This is a genomic window from Oligella ureolytica DSM 18253 (assembly GCF_000373745.1).
Lineage (GTDB): Bacteria > Pseudomonadota > Gammaproteobacteria > Burkholderiales > Burkholderiaceae_B > Oligella > Oligella ureolytica.
Genome location: NZ_KB892310.1, coordinates 1 through 21,508, shown reverse-complemented (window position 1 = coordinate 21,508; position 21,508 = coordinate 1). Strand labels below are relative to the sequence as shown.

The 21,508-nt window shown below is 43.3% G+C and carries 20 protein-coding genes and 1 pseudogene; 7 read left to right on the top strand and 14 right to left on the bottom strand.

From position 1 onward, the window contains the following. Positions 1-109 precede the first annotated feature (109 nt). Positions 110-376 (top strand): polysaccharide deacetylase family protein, encoded by a 267-nt coding sequence (locus B092_RS0108400; protein ID WP_018574795.1) that lies wholly within the window; start codon positions 110-112, stop codon positions 374-376. A 23-nt stretch (positions 377-399) separates the two neighbouring features. On the opposite strand, the gene B092_RS0108395 is transcribed toward B092_RS0108400, so the two are convergent. Then, positions 400-1,569: a nucleotide sugar dehydrogenase gene (locus tag B092_RS0108395; protein WP_018574794.1), complete on the bottom strand. Its 1,170-nt coding sequence runs from the start codon at positions 1,567-1,569 to the stop codon at positions 400-402. A 220-nt stretch (positions 1,570-1,789) separates the two neighbouring features. Here B092_RS0108395 and B092_RS0108390 point away from each other — a divergent pair, with 220 nt between their 5' ends. Continuing rightward, entirely contained in the window at positions 1,790-3,175 is a 1,386-nt protein-coding gene (locus tag B092_RS0108390) for a nucleobase:cation symporter-2 family protein (RefSeq protein ID WP_018574793.1), read from the top strand. Between the two features lie 4 nt (positions 3,176-3,179). On the opposite strand, the gene rfbC is transcribed toward B092_RS0108390, so the two are convergent. The 4 genes from rfbC to B092_RS0108370 all read right to left on the bottom strand — a co-directional run bounded on the left by rfbC (position 3,180) and on the right by B092_RS0108370 (position 6,672). Beyond that, positions 3,180-3,701, bottom strand: a complete 522-nt coding sequence (gene rfbC / locus B092_RS0108385) for a dTDP-4-dehydrorhamnose 3,5-epimerase (protein ID WP_018574792.1) — start codon at positions 3,699-3,701, stop codon at positions 3,180-3,182. Further along, a complete protein-coding gene (gene rfbB / locus B092_RS0108380) occupies positions 3,676-4,719 on the bottom strand; it encodes a dTDP-glucose 4,6-dehydratase (protein ID WP_018574791.1) in 1,044 nt (347 codons plus the stop codon). Before rfbB ends, rfbC begins: the two co-directional genes overlap by 26 nt. Positions 4,720-4,729: 10 nt before the next feature. After that, positions 4,730-5,938, bottom strand: a complete 1,209-nt coding sequence (locus B092_RS0108375) for an O-antigen ligase family protein (RefSeq protein ID WP_018574790.1) — start codon at positions 5,936-5,938, stop codon at positions 4,730-4,732. A 191-nt stretch (positions 5,939-6,129) separates the two neighbouring features. After that, entirely contained in the window at positions 6,130-6,672 is a 543-nt protein-coding gene (locus B092_RS0108370; protein ID WP_018574789.1) for an isochorismatase family protein, read from the bottom strand. Positions 6,673-6,820: 148 nt separating this feature from the next. Here B092_RS0108370 and ubiA point away from each other — a divergent pair, with 148 nt between their 5' ends. Further along, a complete protein-coding gene (gene ubiA / locus B092_RS0108365) occupies positions 6,821-7,744 on the top strand; it encodes a 4-hydroxybenzoate octaprenyltransferase (RefSeq protein ID WP_018574788.1) in 924 nt (307 codons plus the stop codon). Between the two features lie 7 nt (positions 7,745-7,751). On the opposite strand, the gene rfbD is transcribed toward ubiA, so the two are convergent. Next, a complete protein-coding gene (rfbD, locus tag B092_RS14055; RefSeq protein ID WP_018574787.1) occupies positions 7,752-8,567 on the bottom strand; it encodes a dTDP-4-dehydrorhamnose reductase in 816 nt (271 codons plus the stop codon). After that, a complete protein-coding gene (locus tag B092_RS0108355) occupies positions 8,567-9,259 on the bottom strand; it encodes a GntR family transcriptional regulator (protein ID WP_018574786.1) in 693 nt (230 codons plus the stop codon). The genes rfbD and B092_RS0108355 overlap by 1 nt, the downstream gene beginning before the upstream one ends. Positions 9,260-9,446: 187 nt before the next feature. Between B092_RS0108355 and tcuA the strand changes: the two genes are divergently transcribed. Together tcuA and tcuB are read left to right on the top strand one after the other, a co-directional pair. Beyond that, positions 9,447-10,838, top strand: a complete 1,392-nt coding sequence (gene tcuA / locus B092_RS0108350; protein ID WP_018574785.1) for an FAD-dependent tricarballylate dehydrogenase TcuA — start codon at positions 9,447-9,449, stop codon at positions 10,836-10,838. Further along, entirely contained in the window at positions 10,825-11,913 is a 1,089-nt protein-coding gene (tcuB, locus tag B092_RS0108345) for a tricarballylate utilization 4Fe-4S protein TcuB (protein ID WP_018574784.1), read from the top strand. Before tcuA ends, tcuB begins: the two co-directional genes overlap by 14 nt. Before the next feature lie 89 nt (positions 11,914-12,002). Here tcuB and B092_RS0108340 read toward each other — a convergent pair whose 3' ends face one another. From B092_RS0108340 to B092_RS0108315, 6 genes are all read right to left on the bottom strand, one after another. Next, the gene (locus B092_RS0108340) at positions 12,003-13,046 is read right to left on the bottom strand and encodes an AbrB family transcriptional regulator (RefSeq protein WP_018574783.1); all 1,044 of its coding nucleotides are present in this window, start codon (positions 13,044-13,046) and stop codon (positions 12,003-12,005) included. A 164-nt stretch (positions 13,047-13,210) separates the two neighbouring features. Further along, the gene (locus B092_RS0108335) at positions 13,211-14,731 is read right to left on the bottom strand and encodes a tripartite tricarboxylate transporter permease (RefSeq protein WP_018574782.1); all 1,521 of its coding nucleotides are present in this window, start codon (positions 14,729-14,731) and stop codon (positions 13,211-13,213) included. Further along, positions 14,728-15,171, bottom strand: coding sequence for a tripartite tricarboxylate transporter TctB family protein (locus B092_RS0108330; protein ID WP_018574781.1), 444 nt, complete (start codon positions 15,169-15,171; stop codon positions 14,728-14,730). Before B092_RS0108330 ends, B092_RS0108335 begins: the two co-directional genes overlap by 4 nt. Positions 15,172-15,280: 109 nt before the next feature. Beyond that, the gene (locus tag B092_RS0108325) at positions 15,281-16,267 is read right to left on the bottom strand and encodes a Bug family tripartite tricarboxylate transporter substrate binding protein (protein ID WP_018574780.1); all 987 of its coding nucleotides are present in this window, start codon (positions 16,265-16,267) and stop codon (positions 15,281-15,283) included. A 167-nt stretch (positions 16,268-16,434) separates the two neighbouring features. Beyond that, entirely contained in the window at positions 16,435-17,865 is a 1,431-nt protein-coding gene (locus tag B092_RS14050) for a sensor histidine kinase (protein WP_018574779.1), read from the bottom strand. Positions 17,866-17,902: 37 nt separating this feature from the next. Then, positions 17,903-18,580, bottom strand: a complete 678-nt coding sequence (locus tag B092_RS0108315; RefSeq protein WP_018574778.1) for a response regulator — start codon at positions 18,578-18,580, stop codon at positions 17,903-17,905. A gap of 158 nt (positions 18,581-18,738) precedes the next feature. On the opposite strand from B092_RS0108315, the pseudogene B092_RS14045 reads away from it, so the two are divergent. Beyond that, a pseudogene (locus B092_RS14045) lies at positions 18,739-19,679 on the top strand (NAD(P)-dependent oxidoreductase). Here B092_RS14045 and B092_RS0108300 read toward each other — a convergent pair. Then, complete coding sequence (locus B092_RS0108300) at positions 19,676-20,986, bottom strand: aspartate aminotransferase family protein (RefSeq protein WP_018574775.1); 1,311 nt, start codon at positions 20,984-20,986, stop codon at positions 19,676-19,678. The pseudogene B092_RS14045 and the gene B092_RS0108300 overlap by 4 nt on opposite strands. A 134-nt stretch (positions 20,987-21,120) precedes the next feature. Here B092_RS0108300 and B092_RS16130 point away from each other — a divergent pair. Then, the coding region (locus tag B092_RS16130) for a helix-turn-helix domain-containing protein (protein ID WP_156813067.1) at positions 21,121-21,508 on the top strand (388 nt) is incomplete at its 3' end.

Sequence of the window (21,508 nt, the reverse complement as noted above, 5' to 3'; positions counted from 1 at the left end):
ATGCTAGTCAACGATGGACTATGCCAATACGGAATTGGCGCTCGGCTTTAAATCGGTTTAGTATAGAGTTTGGTGAACGAGTTACCGCTCACCTGTAGTAGTAAAGAAAATGGCATTTACACAAAAATATCTACAGGCTCCACAGGGGTATTTTAATGAAGAGTATTTAGCCATTGCACAAAGCGAGGGTTTTCAATATTTTTACACCACGAATCCTTTTGGTCGAAATACTCGCCATACCCCTAAAGAGCATATTCATCGATTTCACGTACGTAATCGATCCGGAGCCGACCTAGGTAAAAAAATTAGGGCAAGCCACCACCCAGTAGTGGCACCTTTTTTTAATCGCTTTAAACGCTGGAAAAAGAAGCTCTGATAAGTCAATCTTTTCTCAAGTAACTAAGCATCACCGCCAAAAATATCACGTGTATAGAGCTTCTGCTGCACATCATCCAATTCGGGGCTCATGCGGTTGCTGACAATCACATCCGCTTGTGATTTGAAATCAGCGAAATCCGAGATAACCTCGCAATTATAAAAACTTGATTCCTGTATAATCGGCTCATAAATCACTAAACGAACACCTTTACTTAACAAGTGTTTCATTACCCCTTGAACCGAAGAATCTCTAAAATTATCAGAACCGGCCTTCATAATCAGTCGATAAATGCCTACGGTTTTAGGCTTACGCTCCAAAATATCTTCGGCGATAAAGGTCTTACGTGTACTATTGGAATCCACAATAGATTGAATCAGATTTTGTGGCACATCTTTGTAATTCGCAAGCAATTGCCGCGTATCTTTAGGTAAGCAGTAGCCACCATAACCAAACGACGGGTTGTTGTAGTGACTGCCGATACGTGGATCTAAACAAACGCCCTGAATAATTTGCTCTGTATTTAGTGCTTTGGTTGCAGCATAGGTATCAAGCTCATTAAAAAATGCAACGCGCATCGCCAAATACGTATTGGCAAATAACTTAATCGCCTCGGCTTCTGTGTTGTCAGTCAACAAGACCGCAATATCTTCTTTGAGGGCACTCTGAGTAAGCAACTCGGCAAAACATCTTGCCCTGTCTGAATTCTCACCCACCACAATTCTTGAGGGATATAGGTTATCGTGCAAAGCCTTGCCCTCACGCAAAAACTCCGGCGAGAAAAAGATATTGTCTGTTGTTAACCGCTTTTTTAAATGCTCGGTGAAACCAACCGGCACGGTCGATTTGATCACCAACGTCGCTTCCGGTGCATACGCTAGAGCATCAGCTGCCACCAATTCAACTGAACTGGTGTTGAAATGATTGGTTTCCGGATCGTAATTTGTTGGGGTCGCAATCACAATATAATCAGCATCCGGATAGGCATCAGTAGGGTCATTGGTCGCTCGTAAATTGAGATGGTTATGTTCAAAATAATAACTAATCTGCTCGTCGACGATAGGGGGAATCCTTTGATTAATTAAAGCGACTTTTTCGGCATTAATATCTAAAGCGACCACTTCATGCTTTTGTGCCAATAAAGTGGCAATAGACAGGCCCACATAACCTGTACCAACGACAACTATCTTCATTTATCTATGCTGTTTATGTTAAATAGCTTAAGTGTAATCAGAGATTTTGACAAAACCATGACAATTCAAATAGCAAATAAAATGTGACCCTCTTTTTTACAGGCTATCAGAAGCTCTCTCTTTGTTAAAGCATTTCATTTTAAGCTCAATCTCGATTTTTATCCTTTCATTTCATGGGCTTCTGCTAAAATAACGCCCATTATTTTTGATAGTCTATCTCATGTCACACACTCAGCTCCACGAAGAACCCACCAACTTAGTCTATAAATTAGAAGATAAACCTCCTTTTTTTAGCGCCCTCCTCAGCGCCATGACTCACCTTTTAGCTATTTTTGTACCGATGATTACGCCGGCATTAATCGTCGGTGGCGCATTGCAATTACCGGTAGAAATGACGGCCTACTTGGTATCCATGGCGATGATAGCCTCTGGTGTAGGCACTTATATCCAAGTCAATCGCTTTGGTTTCATAGGTTCCGGATTACTCTCTATTCAGTCGGTCAACTTCTCTTTTGTGACGGTGATGATCGGTCTTGGTATGGGCATGAAGGAAGATGGTTTTTCTGAAAACGCCATGATTTCTGCCTTGCTAGGCGTATCCTTTGTCGGTGCCTTCCTTATCATGGGCGCTGCTTGGATATTACCCTACCTCAAACGTGTCATTACCCCTACCGTGAGTGGCGTCGTCGTCATGATGATCGGGCTTAGTCTCATTCATGTAGGGATTGTCGACTTTGGTGGCGGCTTTGCCTCCAAGGCAGACGGCACCTTTGGCTCATGGTCAAATCTTGGTCTGGCCACGCTCGTTTTAGTAATTATTTTAGTTTTTAACTGCTTTAAAAATCCCCTACTACGCATGGGCGGTATTGCGATTGGTTTGGTGGTCGGTTATATCGTTGCGCTTTTTATGGGCAAAGTGGATTTCTCAGCACTTCACAATTTACCGATTATCACTGTGCCGGTCTTATTTAAATACGGCTTTGATTTTCAATGGCATGCCTTTTTTATTGCCGGTACCATTTATTTATTGAGCGTCTTTGAGGCAGTCGGTGACTTAACAGCGACCGCTTTAGTCTCCAATCAGCCAATTAAAGGGGAAACCTTTGATAAGCGCTTACGTGGCGGTGTGATGGCCGATGGTTTGGTATCAGTCATTGCCACTGCGCTCGGTTCATTACCTTTAACCACCTTTGCACAAAACAATGGCGTTATTCAGATGACCGGCGTAGCTTCACGACATATCGGTAAGTACATTGCGGTGATCCTGATTATCCTTGGTCTTTTCCCAATGGTCGGTCGCTTCTTTACGACCATTCCAAGCCCTGTGCTGGGTGGCGCCATGGTGCTGATGTTCGGCTTAATCACGATCGCGGGTATTCGTATTATCTTAACGAATGGCATTCGTCGCCGTGAAGCCATTATTTGCGCAACCTCTGTGGGCTTAGGTCTTGGTGTCGCATTTGAACCGGAGATTTTTAATCAACTGCCTTTGCTGTTCCAAAACCCGATTTGTATGGGTGGTATCACTGCTGTTGTACTCAACTTAATTCTTCCTCAAGACGAGCAAGAGCAAGTTGTTTACATCGAAGATAACTTGGAAATTTAGTCCTCTAAAGAAATGACAGCTCAGCATCCTTAGCCGATAAGATAGGCGATTTTATAGGCCAATCGATGGCTAAGGTGGGGCAGTTCCAAGCCACGCCGCCCTGATCATCAGGATCATAATAATCAGTGCACTTATAAAGTACCTGAGCGCTTTCACTCAACACACAAAAGCCATGGGCATAGCCCGGCGGCACCCAAAGTTGCAAGTGATTTTCTGCGCTCAGCTCACACCCCACATATTGTCCAAAGGTTGAAGAGCTAGGGTTAATGTCTGCCACCACATCAAAAATCACGCCCTCAGTCACCATCACTAATTTGCCTTGAGGTCTATGTTTCTGAAAATGCAATCCGCGCAGCACACCTTGTTTTGAAGCAGAGATATTATCTTGCACAAAATCAAGCTGTATATCTAATAGCGCCTGATATCGCCGTAAACTGAACGACTCTTTTAAAAAGCCTCGCGCGTCACGATGAAGCTCGGGTTTAATCAGCTTGACGCCTTTAAGCTTGGTATTTTGCAGCTGCATCAAAATCCCTCACAAGCCACGCCACCGTCTTAGCCAACGCCGTCTCAAAGTCATTTTCAGGAACCCAAGCAGTGGCAGCCCGGAGCTTAGTACTATCAATCGCATAACGTACATCATGACCTGGTCTATCTGCTACGTGTCGGATCAGTTGCTTATACGACTGACCATTCGCTAGCGGGACGAGCTCATCCATGATTTGGCAGATTTTATGCACAATATCAATATTACGTCGCTCATTATTTGCACCAATATTGTATATTTCACCGACTTGACCCTTTTTTAACAGTAGGTATAAGGCTCTGACATGATCGTCAACATAGAGCCAATCGCGTATTTGTTGGCCTGTACCATAAATGGTTAGAGGCTGATGGTTTAACGCTTGCTGAACCATAAAAGGAATCAGCTTTTCAGAAAATTGATAGGGCCCATAGTTATTAGAGCATCGGCTAATGATGGTAGGTAAACCATAACTCCGATGCCACGCATGAACTAAATGGTCTGAACTTGCTTTACTCGCTGAATACGGGGAACTTGGGGCGATAGGCGAGGTTTCTTTAAATTGCACATCCTGCGCTTGAGGATCGTCATCGGGATGTGGCAAATCACCATAGACCTCATCAGTACTCACATGCAGAAAGCGAAAATGCTCACGCTTTTGTCCGGAAAGCTGCTGCCAATAATGACGCATCACCTCTAAGAGCTTAAAGGTACCCATGTAGTTACTATGCATAAAAGCATGTGCACCGCTTAAGGAGCGATCCACATGTGTCTCGGCAGCCAGATGCATCACCGCATCCGGCTGAAATTCGTCAAAAACACGGGCTAACGCAGCTTCATCACAAATATCCAACTTCTTAAATTGATAACGCGGATTGGCTGAGACCGTCGCCAACGCATAAGGGTGAACGGCATAGCTAAGCTTGTCGACATTAAATACCTCATCTTCCTGCGTTTCGATAAGGTAACGAACGAGCGCTGAACCAATAAAGCCGGCGCCGCCAGTAACAAGGATCTTCATTTTTCTATCACTACGCTTTGTTTTTGATTGCTTGAGTCGAGCTCAAACGCTGTACCTTAAAATAGCCGGCAATCACCGCCAGATACGTGGCAAAGACCATCACGCCACTGTTATGCCTTAAAAACGATTGTGTCATACCAAAATCAATATAACAATAAACTAACAAGATACCGGTTAACGCCACGGATTTGATAGGTAGTTCACGATAGTTTCTGCCCGTAGAAAAAGCCCTCAGAGAAAATACATACAACAAAACCAAGGCAAAAAGCCCAATAAACCCATGCTTAACCAAGCGATCAATAAAATCATTATGAAGATGATTAAACGCGGTTGCACCGCGATGGATCTCACCCTGATCGCGTAAAGTCCTCATCCCCTCTTGGTAGCCCTTTTTGCCCCAACCGAACAGAGGTTTTTCTTGAACTAAATGATAGGCTCCTCGCCACATCTCGAAACGCAAACCAATCGATGTGTTTACCTGACCTTCCTGAAATAAAGTTACCTGATGCGTGGCTTCCTGAATGCGTTCCTTAACGCCAATCTGAGGATTGGCAACCAAATACGTGCCCCCAACAATCAAAAACAGGAGAGCGATTAACTGACTTCTGACTGAAAACACTTTTCGATAGAAAAAAAAGACCACTAACAAAATAACCGGTAAACCGATCCAACCACCGCGTGTGCCTGACATAGCAGAAGTAACAATCCCGGCAACGGCGGCAATTCCCAATAAGCAAATATAAAAACGGCGATGTTTTTTTAACGTAGCGGCCCAACCCAAACCGGACAAACAAAGGATTCCTTGTAACATTGCCAGGTTGCCAAACTGAATAGCATTAGTAAAACCTTCAGCTCGTATCAAGCCCAACGAAAACCGTTGATAAAGCGCAAACACACAGGCGCCCAAGACCCCAAAAACCAGACCTAACCAAAGGGCATGCAACGACGGGCGGGCTCGATAAATAAGATAAAAAATAGGTATGGCTAAGATAAAGCGTATATTTTTATCCAGATCACCATCAAATCCATGCCACAGCCAATTGAAGACTCCTTCAAGGCCAACAATCAGAAGCGCACCTAAAATATACTTATCATAACGGTCAATGGGCAACAAGCCTCTTTCTCTCACCACCACATACATGCCGCCAAGAAAAAGCAACGCTGCACCATATGAATAACCACTGGGTACGATAAGGCAGAGAAAACCCGCGAGAAACACTGAGATTTCCGCAAACCTTTTCAATCTAGGACAAGGTGGTCTAGACTGGAAAATCAGGGCATCTGTGGTCAGATGTGCAGATTGAACCATATAACACGCAAAGACAGTTTTTATAAGAGGACCGATTATAACTCATATGACTATATCGAGTTTAGTCAATATGTAGTAGATTGTTTTTACGTAAACGCTTCTTATTTAATCAACTGCTTTAGTACGGTCGAAAAGCTCGGATGTTCTGCTGTAGCCATTAACTCAAATGCGACCATTTCTGTACTTACCACTACTGCACCAGCCTGCCTTAAACGCTCAACCGCCAACTCAAGATCACTCGGTTTACGTGAAGAGATGGCATCTCGCACTAAAAAGACTTCTTTTCCTGCGGCAAGCAGATCCAAGCAGGTCTGCAGCACACAGACATGCGACTCCATACCGCACACAATAATATGGTCTTTGTCATTTAAACGCGTCCGCTTAATAATGCCATCACGGACAGCAGAAAAACTACGCTTCTGAAAAACTTGAGCACCGCTTGCCATCTCCATGACGGCCTGATTCGTACCACCGATTTTATCAACGCAATGCTCACTGACGATCATCGGCAATTCTAAACGTTGTGCAAGTTTACAAAGCCAAATGACTTTTTCTACCATGTGCTCAGATTTATCGATATGTGGAATCAAGCTATCTTGTACGTCAACAATTAATAAAGCCGATTTTTCACTATGTATGCGCATAGGCACCTCTAATAAAATACGCCAAAACGCTATGCTAACGTCATTTTCTTAGAAAGATTATTGTTAAATAAAAGCTAAGGGTATTCATGGATCACCTGTAATTGCTTAGAATAGAGCTTTGATTAATTTTTCAGACTGCGTAATTTAAGTGACACAATCAAACTCTCAACCGGATTTAAGTGATATTAGCCACGATGACTGGGTACAACGAAATCTGCCTAAAGCATGGCGGCCCTATGCTCGCCTTGCGCGCTTAGATAGACCTGTCGGCACTTGGTTAACTGTCTTACCTTGTATTGCAGCTCTTTTCCAAGCTGCAGGTGGCTTTCCCGATATTGCTCGCTTATTTATTTTCTGTTTGGGTGCTTTGCTGATGCGCAGTGTGGGTTGCACTATCAACGACATTTGGGATAGAGACTTTGATAAGCATGTCGAACGCACTCGCTACCGTCCACTCACCAGCGGTGAAATCACCCTCAAAAAAGCCGTTATTTTCCTTTTTGCACAATTTGCTGTTGCAGCGGTTTTGCTGTTTTTTATCAATAGTTATAGCCGCTGGATGGCACTTGCCCTAGTGCCTCTAGTCATTATCTACCCGCTTTGTAAGCGCTTTACTCACTGGCCACAAGCCGTATTGGGCGCGGCTTTTAACTGGGGTATGTTAATGGCTTGGTCGGACACCAACAACTATATCCCATTGGCTGCTTGGGCCATGTGGCTTGGTGCCGTGACTTGGCAAATCGGTTATGACACCATGTACGCCTATACCGACATCAAAGATGACCTTAAATTAGGTCTTAAGTCCACAGCCATTCGTTTTGGTGACAATGGTTTCTACTGGCTCAGCGGATTTTATCTTGCCACCGTGATTCTCTGGTTGTGGGGGGGATGGTCCATGGCGATGGGTTGGGGCTACTTTATTTTTATCGCATTGATTGCAGCCCACTTTATATGGCAACTCAAAATTTTTGATATTAATAAGCCGGAGCGAAGCTTTTTCCTCTTTAGAGCTAATATGCTGACCGGCGTATTACTCATTGCCGCTGCCTGGCTGGGTGCGATTACTGCCTAACTTAAGTTTAAGCGACGTTTAAGAGACTGCTTTTTAACGCACTGTTAGTCGGACGCTTAGCTAAGGTCGGAAAATCTTGGCTAAGCACAGCGTTAATCTTAGGCAGCTCTGCCAGCTCCCCTCTCACCAGCGCTGCTGCTAATAGCCGCTCAGCTTGCGCCAAACGGTGCATCACCTGATGACCGGCGAAATGTAAAATCCGACCGTTATGGCTTGCGTATTGTTGGCTAAGCTGCATTAAAAAATGCACTAAATCCGGCGCATAGGTCGGACTACCCCACTCATCACTCACCACACTCAACGCTTCACCCTTTTGTAACTTGTCCTTAGCAGCACGTAGAATTTTGGTCTGAAAGTTTTCACCAAACTCGCTGTAAAGCCAAGCAGTTCTCACAATAATTGCCTGCGGATTGGCATTCAGAACCGCCTTTTCACCAGCCAATTTACTTTGTCCGTAGCGATTGAGCGGATTGGTTTGATCAGCCACCTCATAAGGCGCCCCCTTGGTTCCATCAAACACATAGTCCGTTGATAGATGAATTAACTGTACACCGTGCTCCGCACATCGTTCAGCTAATAGTCCAGCCGCCTTTTCATTAATCGCAAAAGCCTGCTCCTGCTCTATCTCTGCCCGCTCTACATTGGTATAAGCAGCGGCATTGATAAGAATTGTTGGGCGGAACCGGCGAAGCGCTTGAATAATTGATTGCGTATCAGTGATATCCATTGCCTGACGGTCACACACTGCCAGCTCACTCAACCCTAAGGCCCTGAACACTTGCCCTACTTGACCGGCACCACCGGTCACTAATATGTTGGTCATTATTTGTCAAACAAAAAACGGTTTAATCTAGTTTTATAAGCCTCTTTAATGTGTTGGCGAGCTGCTTCTGCTGCTGCCTCAGGATCTCGATCCTCTAATGCATTAACAATCGCCTCATGCTCATTTCTGGCCTCATCCGGACGCCCTCTTTCTGCTAAGGTACTATCACCTAACAAGAGCATCGAATTCTGTAACGCTTGTAAAGTTTTTAACAAAAAACGATTGTGCCCGCATTGATACAGTACTTGATGAAATAACCGATTGTTATTGGCGATTTCTATCGGATCAGTCATATCTTTGTCCGCTTCCATTAATGTACGTAATAAAGAAATCTCAACATCAGTTGCATGCTTAGCAGCCAAAGAGGCGGCTGTACTTTCTAAAACAGCTCGCATCTCATACAGCTCACCCACCAAGGCTTGATCTAACTCCGTAATAATCATGCCTCTATGGGCATCATTTATAACAAGACCCTCATTCACTAAACGATTCAACGCTTCGCGCACAGGTGTTCGGCTAATGCCTACACTCTTTGCGAGCTCTGTTTCGCGGACTCTGGTTCCTGGCTGTAAAGTGCCTTCTTCCAGCCCTTTGATAATGTATTGATATGCTTGTTGAGCTGAAGTTGTACCTCGCAGCCTATCACCATCATCAACCTCATCAAATAAATTTTTTTTCTCTGTCATCACCATACACTTAATAAATGTTGTAGTTTTCACACCTATTTCAAAGCCATTATATACAAAAACTCTCTTATAAAATCTTTTGTATACAAAAGAATACATTCTCATGTACAATAAAATCACTATGTACACAAATGAATACATGAGTATTCATACAATTAAATAATTTTTATAACCCAAAATGGACCTACCTGATATGGATCAACTTTATGATGTCATCGTCATTGGTGGAGGTAATGCCGCACTATGTGCTGCATTAAGCGCTAGAGAACAAGGTGCACGAAAAATTGCCTTAATTGAAAGCGCCCCCAAAGAATGGCGTGGAGGCAATAGTAGTCATACCCGCAACCTGCGTTGCATGCACAATGAACCCACTGATGTGCTTACTGATAGCTACACGGAAGATGAATATTTCGAAGATGTTTGGCGCGTTACCAACGGCCAAACCAATGAAAGTATGGCGCGTTTTGTTATTCGTTCAACAGTTGATGCAACTGCATGGATGAAAAAAAATGGGGTGCGTTTTCAGCCCTCCTTAGGAGGCACTTTACAGTTAGGCCGTACCAATGCATTTTTTCTAGGCGGTGGAAAGGCACTAGTCAATGCTTATTACAAGGCAGCTGAAAAATCACACATTGAAATTTTTTACGAAACCGAATGCATACGTCTAAATATGAAAGGTAGCGTCTGCGAGTCAATCACAGTAATGCAACATGGCTTGGAGAAAAGCATGCGCGCTAAAGCGTTTGTAATCGCAGCTGGTGGTTTTGAATCAAATCGAGAGTGGCTCGAAGAAGCTTGGGGGCCTGCCGCTAAGAATTTTTTAATACGTGGTACCCGCTTTAATCAGGGTGTTTTATTAAAAGAGCTGATTCGTAATCAAGCAATGATTATCGGTGATCCTACACAAGGACATGCCGTAGCGATTGACGCTCGCTCGCCATTATATGATGGTGGCATTGTCACTCGTGTGGACTGTGTTTCTCTAGGAATCGTATTAAATAAAAATGGCGAACGCTTCTATGATGAAGGAGAAGATTTTTGGCCAAAACGCTATGCTATCTGGGGTCGTTTAGTAGCTAAACAGCCTGACCAAATAGCCTATTGCATCATCGATCAAAAATCCATTGGTCGCTTTATGCCCTCAGTCTTCAAATCAATCAAAGCTGACACCTTGGAAGCTCTCATAAAAGAACTGAATTTACCTTTAAATCAATCGTTAGAAACGATCGCCACTTATAACGCAGCAGTCCAAAAAGGCACTTTTAATCACAGCATTTTAGATGACTGCCACACTAAAGGTTTAGAAATTAACAAAACACACTGGGCTACCACCATTGATGAGGGTCCTTTTTATGCCTACCCATTGGCAACAGGCATCACCTTTACCTATATGGGAGTCAAAGTAGACAAAGAATCGAGAGTGACTATGGCTGATGGATCCATGGCTGATAATTTATTTGCAGCAGGAGAAATCATGGCCGGTAATATTTTAACCCAAGGATACGTCGCCGGCTTTGGCATGGCGATTGGTACAGTTTTTGGTCGAATTGCGGGTAGGGAGGCTGCAAAAAATGCTAACGCTTGAAAAACTTCTTGAAGAATCTAAACACTCTATTGGTATTTGTAATTCCTGTCGTTACTGCGAAGGGTTTTGTGCTGTTTTCCCTGCGATGGAAAAACGCTTAGATTTTACTACTATCGATATGCACTACCTAGCAAATCTTTGCCATAACTGTAGTGAGTGTTATTATGCGTGTCAATACGCACCGCCACACGAATTCCAAGTCAATATCCCCCAACAATTTGCCCAACTTCGCCTTAGTACTTATACAGAATATGCGTGGCCCAAAGGCATTGCTAAGCTATTTGCTAAAAATGGACTTATCGCCACTCTACTCTTTGTACTTACACTCATCACTCTATTTTTCAGTGCAAATATTTTTAACGCTACCGGTCCGGCAAATGGCGACTTCTATACTATTTTTCCACATAATTTTTTAGTCATTGTGTTTGGCACAGCCTTTGTGTGGATGCTAGTAGCCATCTTGATGGGATTTAAAAACTACCTAAAAGATATAGAACCCGATCCAAAATCGCTGTTCACAGGCGCTAATGTCAAGCAAGCCCTCTCAGATGCGTTAAGTATGAAATACCTGCATGGTAATATTAAAACCGGTTGTACCTACCCGGATGACAATATCTCACCGTGGCGGAGATACTTTCACCATTTTACTTTTTATGGCTTTATGCTTTGCTTTGCTGCTACGAGCAGTGGGACGATCATGCATTATTTCTTAGGCTTGGTTGCACCTTATCCCTTTTTTAGCGTTCCAAAAATCTTAGGAACAATGGGTGGTATTTCATTAGCTATTGGCACTGCCGGTCTATTTATACTCAAAACAAAAGCGGATGAAGAGATCAAGGATATTCGACAAATGGGCATGGATTATGCATTCATTGCATTATTGTTTTTCACTGCCATCAGTGGTTTGGCATTAATGATTTGGCGTGAAACATATGCTATGCCAAGTCTATTAATTATACATTTGAGTCTTATTTTAGCTCTCTTTGTGACTATGCCATTTGGTAAGTTTGTGCATGCATTTTATCGATTCGGTGCTTTATTAAAGTACGCTAAGGAATCGAGAGAAGACGTTTAAAGTAAAAAGCTCTAACCCTATAGGGTTAGAGCTTCTTCATCAGCTAAGCAATAAAGCAAGCGGTTCAGTACACACTCTACCCTCATTACTTAAACACTACGCTTTCTTTTTAAATAGTTATTTAAGCGTTGATAAATCGGACCAACTGTAAACAGCACAAAAATCAATCGACTCACTTGAAAGCTAGTAACCAGCGGTGCGCCCAGCATCAACACCTTGGCAGTGACTGCCATTTCCGCTAATCCTCCCGGACTCATCGCTAAGATGGCTGTAGGCAAATACATATCAGACATCCATGCCACGCTAACACAAAAGATAAAGGCTAACAGCATATATACCGTCGTCATCAAAGTGACAGCCCCCAAAAACTTAGGTGCTTGCTTAAAAAACCCTGACCTATAGTTACTCCCTAAAGACCATCCTAAAAACATCTGTCCAATACGCTGAATTTCAGGCTGTAACTGAGTAAAAACAATATCATTTGATGTGAGTAAAGCGGTCACTATAATGCCTCCCAACATCATGGCATTAGGCGCCTTTATTTTTTCCAAAATAAAGCAACCAATAGCTGTCAGGGCCAGTAATTGAACTAAACCAATATAGCTATATTCAGCCAGTGTCACCTGTGAACTTAAATCACCTTTTAAGCCTAAAAACTGATAAGCAAAGGGAATAGTAATGACAATCAATAAAACTCGCAAACTATGAGCAGAGGCAACTAGCGAAAGATTGGTAGAGCCATTTTTTTCTGCTAATACCACCATTTCGCTGGCACCACCTACTGTACTACCAAAATAAGCGGTCGCAAAATCCACTCCCCCCCACCTATATAAGATAGCAGCACCTACTAAACCTATCGCAACCGCAAAAACGCATCCGGCAAAGACATAAGGTGATAGGTTTTTAATGATTTCGACTGTTGCAGGAGTAAAGTGTAACCCTAAAGAAATGCCAATAATCCACTGACCGATTTTTCGAAAAACCACGTGACAAGCGATATTCGCGCCATTAATTCTGAATGCAGCAGTAAAGATTAATGATCCCAAAAGCCAAGGAATTGGGGTGCCGATAGCCACTGCAAGCAAAGAACCTATCAAAGCAACCAAAAAACCAAAAAAGATCTGTTTTGCCATAGCACAAGCCATCATTAAAAAATGAGATTAATAGTAGAGAGCAGCCTACTATTAAAAATTTATATAGACAAACAAAAACTGGTGCTAACCTGATTAACGTCGGCACCAGTTTTTTACATTAATAGTCATCTTAGCGACTATCACGGGATAGAAAAGTTATGAATTTAATTTGCCGGTGCCTTTCTACCACCTAACCAGCGACGCATTAATGGTGGAATGACAATAACCGCCAAGGCCAGAATCCACAACCCAATAGAAATATTACTTTGGAATAAAATCCCTATTTCACCATTGCTAATAGATAAGGCGCGGCGCAAGTTCTGCTCCATCAAATTACCTAAAACCACCCCTAAAACTAACGGAGCCAATGGCACATCAAGTTTGCGGAAAAAATAGCCGACAATCCCAATGATAACAACCATATACAGATCAAAATTCGTTGCGTTTAAGGCCCAGACACCAATAAAACTAATGGCCAAAATCCCCGGTACTAGCAACCATGATGGAATATTAAGCATCGCTGCAAATACTCTAACCATAGGTATATTCATTAGCAATAGCATCAAATTAGCTATAAATAATGAGGCAATCAACCCCCAGACGATTTGTGGTTGGTGCTCAAACAATGCCGGACCCGGGGTAATATTATAGAGCGTCAAGGCACCCATCATCACTGCGGTTGTACCTGAACCGGGCACACCCAAAGTCAGCATAGGAATAAAGGACCCGGTAGCCGATGCATTATTAGCAGCCTCCGGTGCAACCAAGCCTCGCAAATCACCCTTGCCGAACTGAGCATTGGGATCGCGTCCTTCGATGTATTTTTTCTCTGATGAGTAGGCCACTGCTGATGCCACACTCGCACCTGCACCCGGCAAGACACCGACAACAAAGCCAATTAAGCCGCCACGTATTGAAGTCCACCAAGTTTTTCTTAGCTCACTTAGATTAAATAGCTTGCGGTCGCTTTTAGGCACGTTAATTGAATAGCCTTTTAAAAGCTTTTCCAGCATTTGCAACATCTCAGATACTGCAAACAGCCCAATAACCACGACAACAAAATCAATACCGTCTGACAGATTAGCGATGTCGAAAGTGTAACGATATACGCCAGAGTTTGAATCGACACCCACCGTAGAAATAGCTAAACCTGTTAGCGCCGCTATCATACCTTTTACCGGTTGTTCACCTAATAGACTACTCAAAGCACAAAAGGCAAAAACAATGAGCACAAAATATTCGGCCGGCCCGAAAGCAACCGCCCAACTTGCCAGAGCAGGCGCTAAAAAAAGAATTCCAATAATGGCAATCGTAGAGCCGATAAAAGAAGACCAAGCAGAAATGGATAAAGCAACACTTGCCATCCCTTTGCGAGCTAAAGGATAGCCATCTATCGTGGTCATCACAGCAGCTGCTTCGCCGGGTATATTTATCAGAATGGATGATATACGCCCGCCGTACTCAGCACCCACATATACTGCTGAAAGCAAGATTAATGCACTTTCCGGAGGTAGCTGCATAGCAAAAGCAATTGGCACCAACATGGCTACCGCATTGATTGGTCCAAGCCCCGGAAGGACACCCACAATCGTGCCGATAAGTCCTCCAATCGCTGCAATTAACAGGTTAATACCGGAAAATGCAACGCCCATACCTAACGCTAAGTGTTCCCAAACTCCGCTCATAGTACACCTCTTAAAAGACCTTCGGGCAAGACAACATCTAAGCTCACGTCAAATAATAAAAACATCAGTACAGACATCACCACACCGCTAACTATTGCTTGCCACCACTTGGCACCAAACAGCTTGCCGACAAAGGTAGTCATGAGGGCAGTCGAGATGACAAAGCCTAATAGTTGGAATAAGAAAGCGTATAGAATGATATACACCACCATCGTCAGAATACGTAAATTAGCGCTTGTCGTATTCTCCTCTGCTTCATTTCCACCTCTCACCGTTAAAATCAATCCGCAGATGGTCATTAATACGGCGATTAATAAAGGAAAGGCTTTAGGACCAATTGGCTCGTAGGAAAATGGGGCTTCTAAATCGTAGCCAAAAACACCTAAGAACACAGCAAATAAAATCGCTGCTATTCCCAGAGTGCGATCAGTTAATTTCATCTGAATTATTCCTCAAAGATTTGAGTCAACTGAGCTAAACCGTAGTCACATCACTTACTACGGTTTAGACTCTGTATTATCTGAATTAGGAAGTAGGTATCTTGAAAGATTATTTCATTAAGCCAAAGCTGTCCGCTAGTTCAGCATATTCTTTTACGCTCTTTTTGACGAAGTCATCCAATTCTTTGCCCGACATTTCAAGTGGGAATAAGCCTTGTTGCTTCTGGATAGTTTTGTACGTATCTGTTTTATATAATTCGTTGAACGCGTTAACCCACCAATCATATTGCTCATCAGTTACCTCAGGCCCAACATAAAATCCGCGTATAACGGGCCAAACAACTTCATAACCCAGCTCTTTAGCCGTTGGCACATCAGACAACACGCCTGGTAAACGATCGTCACTAAAAACCGCTAAGACACGCATGTCAGAACCGCCTTCAATCGCACCAACAGCCTCCGCTGCACCTATCGACAAGATTTGAACATGATTACCACTCAAGGCCGTAGAGGCTTCACCACCCCCCTCAAAGGCCACGAAGCGAATCTTTTTGTAATCTACATCAGCAGCTCGACCGGTTAATGCGACGACCATCCAGTCCTGACTACCAATTGAGCCAGCTGCACCAAACACTACTTTGCTCGGGTCAGTTTTTAGTGCTTGAATTAAGTCATCAAGGGTTTTAAACGGCGAGTCTTTACGAACCATCAAAGCGCCATAATCAGTACCAACACTCGCTAACCAACGCACATCATCGGCACTATAGCGCCCGAACTTACCTTGGGCTAAATTCAATAACGAACCACCTGAAAAAGCCACAATCGCATTGGGATCTGCCTTACGCTGCGACACGATATTGTTATATGCGACTGCACCAATACCACCCGGCATATAAATAGTACGCATCGGATTGCTTAATAAATCACTATTCTGAAAACTATTTACAGCAATACGGCAGGTCAAATCAAAACCACCACCCGGTTGTGCCGGTGCAATACATTCCGGACGGTTTGGCTCTTGTGCTTGTGCCACATTGGCAGAAAAAATCACACCACACGCTAAAAACACAGCAGATAACTTTTTAGTTAAATACATGGTCGCTCCCAAAATATAGTTATAAATGTTAATACACTCTAACAATAACTTTCACAAGCTTTCGTTTTGCTTTCAAAAGCAAAAATTCTAGGGAAAACACCGATAAATATATAGTGTTTTTGACTGATTCTTATAATTTGTAACTATGTTTTAACTACAATCAGGTATTACTTTCTAAAAAATAAACGGACGCACAAACCAGCACCATCTGCATTATTAAAGATTTCAAACGTCCCCTGATGAGTATCCATCACGCTTTGTACAATAGACAAACCTAAGCCGAAGCCATCTTGCTTTTTACCCTCTTGCCCCCGCCTAAAGCGCTTACCTGCTCCGGCCAAATCAGCTTCACTCATTCCCGGACCATTGTCCACCAATTGCACAACCGCTTCCGATGCTGAGTCAATGACGGTCACAGTAATTTCAGCCCCTTTTGGACAATAACGAATCGCATTAATAATTAAATTATTTAACGCTTCTCGTATCAACCAAGCAATCCCTCTAACATAAACAGATTGTGGAGCAGCTTCAAAACCATAATCCATTTTCTTCTTGAGGGCAGATATCGCATTTTCTGACACCACCTGCTCTGCTAAAGCATTTAACTCAATCAACTCGTATTCCTCGGCATTGCCGTGCAAACCGCTTGGACCCTGAACCCTTGCTAAACTTAAAAACTGATTAGTTAAATCAACTGTTTTTTGTAAACGATTTTTTGCAGCGGATAACACCTCCTTCAGCTCTGAATTATTCGTTAAACTCTCAGCATATTCCAACTGAGTATGAATGACGGATAATGGCGTACGTAGTTGATGCGACGCATCATCAAGAAAAATTCTTTGTTGCTCAGCTTTTTTTGCATAACGATCTATGTGGCTATTAATGGCCTTGGTTAATGGGCGCATTTCTCGCGGTAATAGCTTCTCATCCAGTGGCCTCAAATCATCTAATCGTCTATTTTCAATATTTTTTGAAGCAGTTCTTATGAGAGATGAGGTTAAAACAACAGCGAGATAAATAAAACCAAAAAGCAGTAATAGCATGATGACGTTACTTAAAATAGTCTCCCACATGTACTTATGTATGACCTGATTTCTGTCTTCCTGCGTCTCAGCCAACTGAATTAATAAAGAAGAGCCTGCTCTATACTCAGCAGAGGCTGGGATTTCAACCAGCATTGTCGCTACACGCACAGACTCTCCCAAGTACTCACCGTATTCAAAAACGGGTATATCATACTTCAAGGTAGCCTTTGGCAACGGTATATCTACATAGCCTATTTCTGTGAGACCATCAGTTGTAATCACTCTAAAATACACTTTACTACTGGTCGTCAGCTCGAGTAGCTCCAGCAAATAAAAGGGTTGCTCCATGCTGATACCGCCACTTTCATAATGCATATTTTTAGAAATAGCATAAAGCGCACCCGCTAACGATCGGTCAAAGGCTTTATTCACATGCTCATCTATATTGGCAATTGAACCCCACACGGTAAAAATCATCACGCACAGCGAAGACGGTAACAACAGCCATAACAACAAACTCTTAAAGCTGCTATCGCTTAGGTGCTTAAGTAATAACTGGCGTAAATTATTCATAGCAATAAATTAGATAAAAACGCTATTTAGTTGGTACTTAATCATTTTCAACCTTTTGTAGGCAATAACCAATACCCCGCAAGGTGGCAATTTCTACAGCGGTTGTCGGTAGTTTCCTACGTAAGCGATGAATAATTACTTCAATTGCCTCTAAGCTCAAGTCACTATCCGCATCAAGCAACCGATCCAAAATAAATTGCTTAGAGACAGGCTCACCGCTTTTTAGCATCAATGTTCTTAACACAGCAAATTCCCGTGGCGTCAATGCCAGCACCTCGCCATCAAGGGTAAACTGCTGCTGAGTGAGATCCAACTTTAAACTACCTAAGCTAAGACCTGTCTTTTCCAAACCTCGACTACGCCTGACAAGTGCGGTTAGTCTGGCTTTTAACTCCTCTATACTGAAAGGCTTTGCTAAAAAATCATCAGCCCCTAAAGCTAGGGTCTGAACCCGTTGAGACAAAGAGTCACGGGCTGTCAATACTAAGATAGGTGTATAAATCTCCCGTTCGCGAACTTTTTTAATTAAACTCACGCCATCGATTCCCGGCAGCCCCAGATCCAAAATAATAACCTCGAAGTCCTCAGCGGCTATACGCTTGAATGCCAAGGCACCATCACTAGACCACTCGATTATCCAGTCACTATTTTGTTGCAAGCTCTTACTTAGCCAATGAGCTAAGTCATGCTCATCTTCGACAATTAAAATTCTCATAACCCTATCCAAGTGTTAAAAAAGTATCTATAACACGACATAACAAATACTCAGCAAATTACAAACAATACTCCATTGCTAATAGATAATGTTCTGTATATATTACGTTAAGACGGTAGCATAATTCGATCATCACTACCTTATTTCGAGGAGACAATATGAGCAAAACAAAAATCGTCATGCTTGATGACTGGGAAAATTTCTTTTCTTCAAATCTCAACTGCCCCGATGTGGCGGAGCAAATTGAGCTACAAATTTACACAAACCACCTAGTCAAACAGGATCTCTATCAGGCCATCACAGACGCTGAGGTCATCATTTTATTACGTGAGCGAACCGCCGTTGATGCTGACTTTATTGCTCATGCGCCTAATTTAAAACACATTATTTGCACCGGTGCCCAAGTTCGCAACATGGATACTGACGCCGTAAAAAAAGCAGGTATCAGCACCTCTTTTGCTAAAGGTGGTGATTCCAAGTCCACAACATGCGAACTCGCTTGGACGTTGATTTTAACCGCTTATAAGCAATTAGACAGTCTCAGAATCAGTGCAAAACAAGCAGAATGGCGCCACAGCGACTTTATCCCTTCGTCACTTAAAGATAAGCAATTAGGCTTAATCGGGCTTGGCAGTATTGGGCAAAAGGTAGCGCTGGTCGCTCAAGCATTTGGGATGAAGGTCACTTGCTGGAGTCCCAATATGACCCCTGCACGCGCTGCTGAACATGGCGTTGAGGCCATGAGCTTAGACGAACTAATGAGTAGCTCCGATATCATCAGCATTCACTTGGTGTTGGGACCAACCACTCAGCACCTACTCAACGCTCAAAATCTCTCTCTATTAAAAAAGAATGCTCTACTAGTCAACACGTCCAGAGCGGAAATTATTGATCCGGAGGCCTCGTCACTGCCTTAAAGACAGGTCAAGTGCCATTTTACGCGACAGATGTATTTGAAGAAGAGCCACTACCAAGCGAGCATCCCTTCTACTCGCTTGATAATGTCTTAATGACTGCTCACTATGGCTTAGCAGCCAAAGAGGTATACCGTTTGTTTGCAGAAAACATCCGTAAAGAGATCAAAGCCTACCTGACTTAAAAGGTAGTCTGACTCAGAACCGCATCATAAATTGCGAGTGCTTGCTTAATTTCCTCTTCATTGACCACGAGCGGCGGAGCAACATGGATGCGGTTATCTGACATAAAGGGTAGCAGGCCTTGAGCAATCAACTCATTTTTAACCTGATTCATCGCAGCGGCAGACGGCACGGCTTTACTTTGACGATCGGTTACCAGCTCAATCGCCCAAAATAAACCGCGACCACGTACATCACCCACAATTTGATGCTTTTCAGCTAAGGCTTTTAATCCGGGACCTAAAATCTCACGACCTAAACGCTCAGCATTTTCAATCAGCTGCTCGTCTTTCATGATGGCGATATTTTCAACAATTGAAGCCATTGCCAGAGGATGGCCTGAATAGGTTAACCCACCCGGAAACATCTGATCATCAAAGTAGTCGCTAATCGCATCGGATACAATCACCCCACCTACCGGTACGTAGCCTGAGTTGACCCCCTTGGCAAAGGTAATTAAGTCCGGAGTCACGTCAGCATGCTGATGAGCAAACCACTTACCGGTACGACCAAAGCCAACCATGACCTCATCCATAATCAACATGATGCCAAACTCATCACAAAGCTGTCTGACACCTTCAAAATAGCCTTTAGGTGGAACGACAACACCCACACTACCCGGTAACGCTTCAAAAATCATCGCTGCAATATTGCTGGGGTCCTCAGACTCAATCACACGACGCAAGTGATGCAAAGCACGCTCGCACTCCTCCTCTTCATTAGAAGACCAGAAGTCGCTACGATAAGGATGCGGACCAAAGAAATGTACGAAGCCATGAGCATACTCATTTTTAAATCGGCGACGTTCACCTGTTGCTTGAATCGCACCACTGGTATTGCCGTGATATGAACGGTATTGAGAGAGGATTTTGTCACGTCCGGTAAACACACGAGCCATGCGAAACGCATTTTCTACGGCATCTGCTCCTGCATTGGTAAAGAATACTTTTTTAAAACCGGCTGGTGCGACGCTCAACACGGCTTCAGCCGCATGGGCGCGTGTGATATTAGCGTGTGCCGGCGCGACCGTGGCAAGCTCGGCGGCCTGCGCTTGAATCGCCTTGACAAGGCGAGGATGCTGATGACCAACATTTGTATTGACCAACTGGCTACTAAAGTCCAGATACTCATTACCCTCAAAGTCCCAAACCTTGACACCTAAGCCAGATTTAATAACAAAGGGGTTGAGCGTGCCCTGAACGGACCAAGAATGCATGACTTTAGTAATATCGGCCTTTTTTACATCATCATTTGTCAATTGCTGACTCATTGTCTTAACTCCTTAGATAGATAGTATTTTTTTACTAAGTGATTCCTTAGCCTTCTAGTTATGGTAGCTTTTTATTTACGACTGTGCCAATAAAAAGCTCCCCCTTGAACTCATCTCCAAGGGGGAGCTTATTTATGTCTAGGAAAAAACACAGTAGCGAATTCAAATGTCTCGTTNTTCAATATTTTCTTGAAATGCATCGGGGGTACACTCTGACTGCTCGTCATTTTTCGCTTGAACGTTCTGTNGTTAGAAGTTGGGTAAGAAGATATCGTACTCATGGATTTGCTGGCTTATTGAGGCGTCAACCAACGGTTTATCATACTCTTGCTTTTAAACGGATGGTCGTTGAAACGATGCACAATGAGTCACTTTCAGCGTATCAAGCGAGTAGTCAGTTTGATGGCATCTCGCCTTCGAGTATTTTAAAATGGNAACGCTTATATGAATATGGCCTACTCGATGGCCAAGAGGAAACGTTAGCCATGACCAAGAAAGTATATCGTCCAGACCGTAAAAAGC

What these genes read in the sequence shown, in the direction of transcription:
- B092_RS0108400 (WP_018574795.1), top strand. Translation starts at nt 110, where the DNA reads ATGGCATTTACACAAAAATATCTACAGGCTCCACAGGGGTATTTTAAT.
- B092_RS0108395 (WP_018574794.1), bottom strand. Translation starts at nt 1,569, where the DNA reads ATGAAGATAGTTGTCGTTGGTACAGGTTATGTGGGCCTGTCTATTGCC.
- B092_RS0108390 (WP_018574793.1), top strand. Translation starts at nt 1,790, where the DNA reads ATGTCACACACTCAGCTCCACGAAGAACCCACCAACTTAGTCTATAAA.
- rfbC (WP_018574792.1), bottom strand. Translation starts at nt 3,701, where the DNA reads ATGCAGCTGCAAAATACCAAGCTTAAAGGCGTCAAGCTGATTAAACCC.
- rfbB (WP_018574791.1), bottom strand. Translation starts at nt 4,719, where the DNA reads ATGAAGATCCTTGTTACTGGCGGCGCCGGCTTTATTGGTTCAGCGCTC.
- B092_RS0108370 (WP_018574789.1), bottom strand. Translation starts at nt 6,672, where the DNA reads ATGCGCATACATAGTGAAAAATCGGCTTTATTAATTGTTGACGTACAA.
- rfbD (WP_018574787.1), bottom strand. Translation starts at nt 8,567, where the DNA reads ATGACCAACATATTAGTGACCGGTGGTGCCGGTCAAGTAGGGCAAGTG.
- B092_RS0108355 (WP_018574786.1), bottom strand. Translation starts at nt 9,259, where the DNA reads ATGGTGATGACAGAGAAAAAAAATTTATTTGATGAGGTTGATGATGGT.
- tcuA (WP_018574785.1), top strand. Translation starts at nt 9,447, where the DNA reads ATGGATCAACTTTATGATGTCATCGTCATTGGTGGAGGTAATGCCGCA.
- tcuB (WP_018574784.1), top strand. Translation starts at nt 10,825, where the DNA reads ATGCTAACGCTTGAAAAACTTCTTGAAGAATCTAAACACTCTATTGGT.
- B092_RS0108340 (WP_018574783.1), bottom strand. Translation starts at nt 13,046, where the DNA reads ATGGCAAAACAGATCTTTTTTGGTTTTTTGGTTGCTTTGATAGGTTCT.
- B092_RS0108335 (WP_018574782.1), bottom strand. Translation starts at nt 14,731, where the DNA reads ATGAGCGGAGTTTGGGAACACTTAGCGTTAGGTATGGGCGTTGCATTT.
- B092_RS0108330 (WP_018574781.1), bottom strand. Translation starts at nt 15,171, where the DNA reads ATGAAATTAACTGATCGCACTCTGGGAATAGCAGCGATTTTATTTGCT.
- B092_RS0108325 (WP_018574780.1), bottom strand. Translation starts at nt 16,267, where the DNA reads ATGTATTTAACTAAAAAGTTATCTGCTGTGTTTTTAGCGTGTGGTGTG.
- B092_RS14050 (WP_018574779.1), bottom strand. Translation starts at nt 17,865, where the DNA reads ATGAATAATTTACGCCAGTTATTACTTAAGCACCTAAGCGATAGCAGC.
- B092_RS0108315 (WP_018574778.1), bottom strand. Translation starts at nt 18,580, where the DNA reads ATGAGAATTTTAATTGTCGAAGATGAGCATGACTTAGCTCATTGGCTA.
- B092_RS0108300 (WP_018574775.1), bottom strand. Translation starts at nt 20,986, where the DNA reads ATGAGTCAGCAATTGACAAATGATGATGTAAAAAAGGCCGATATTACT.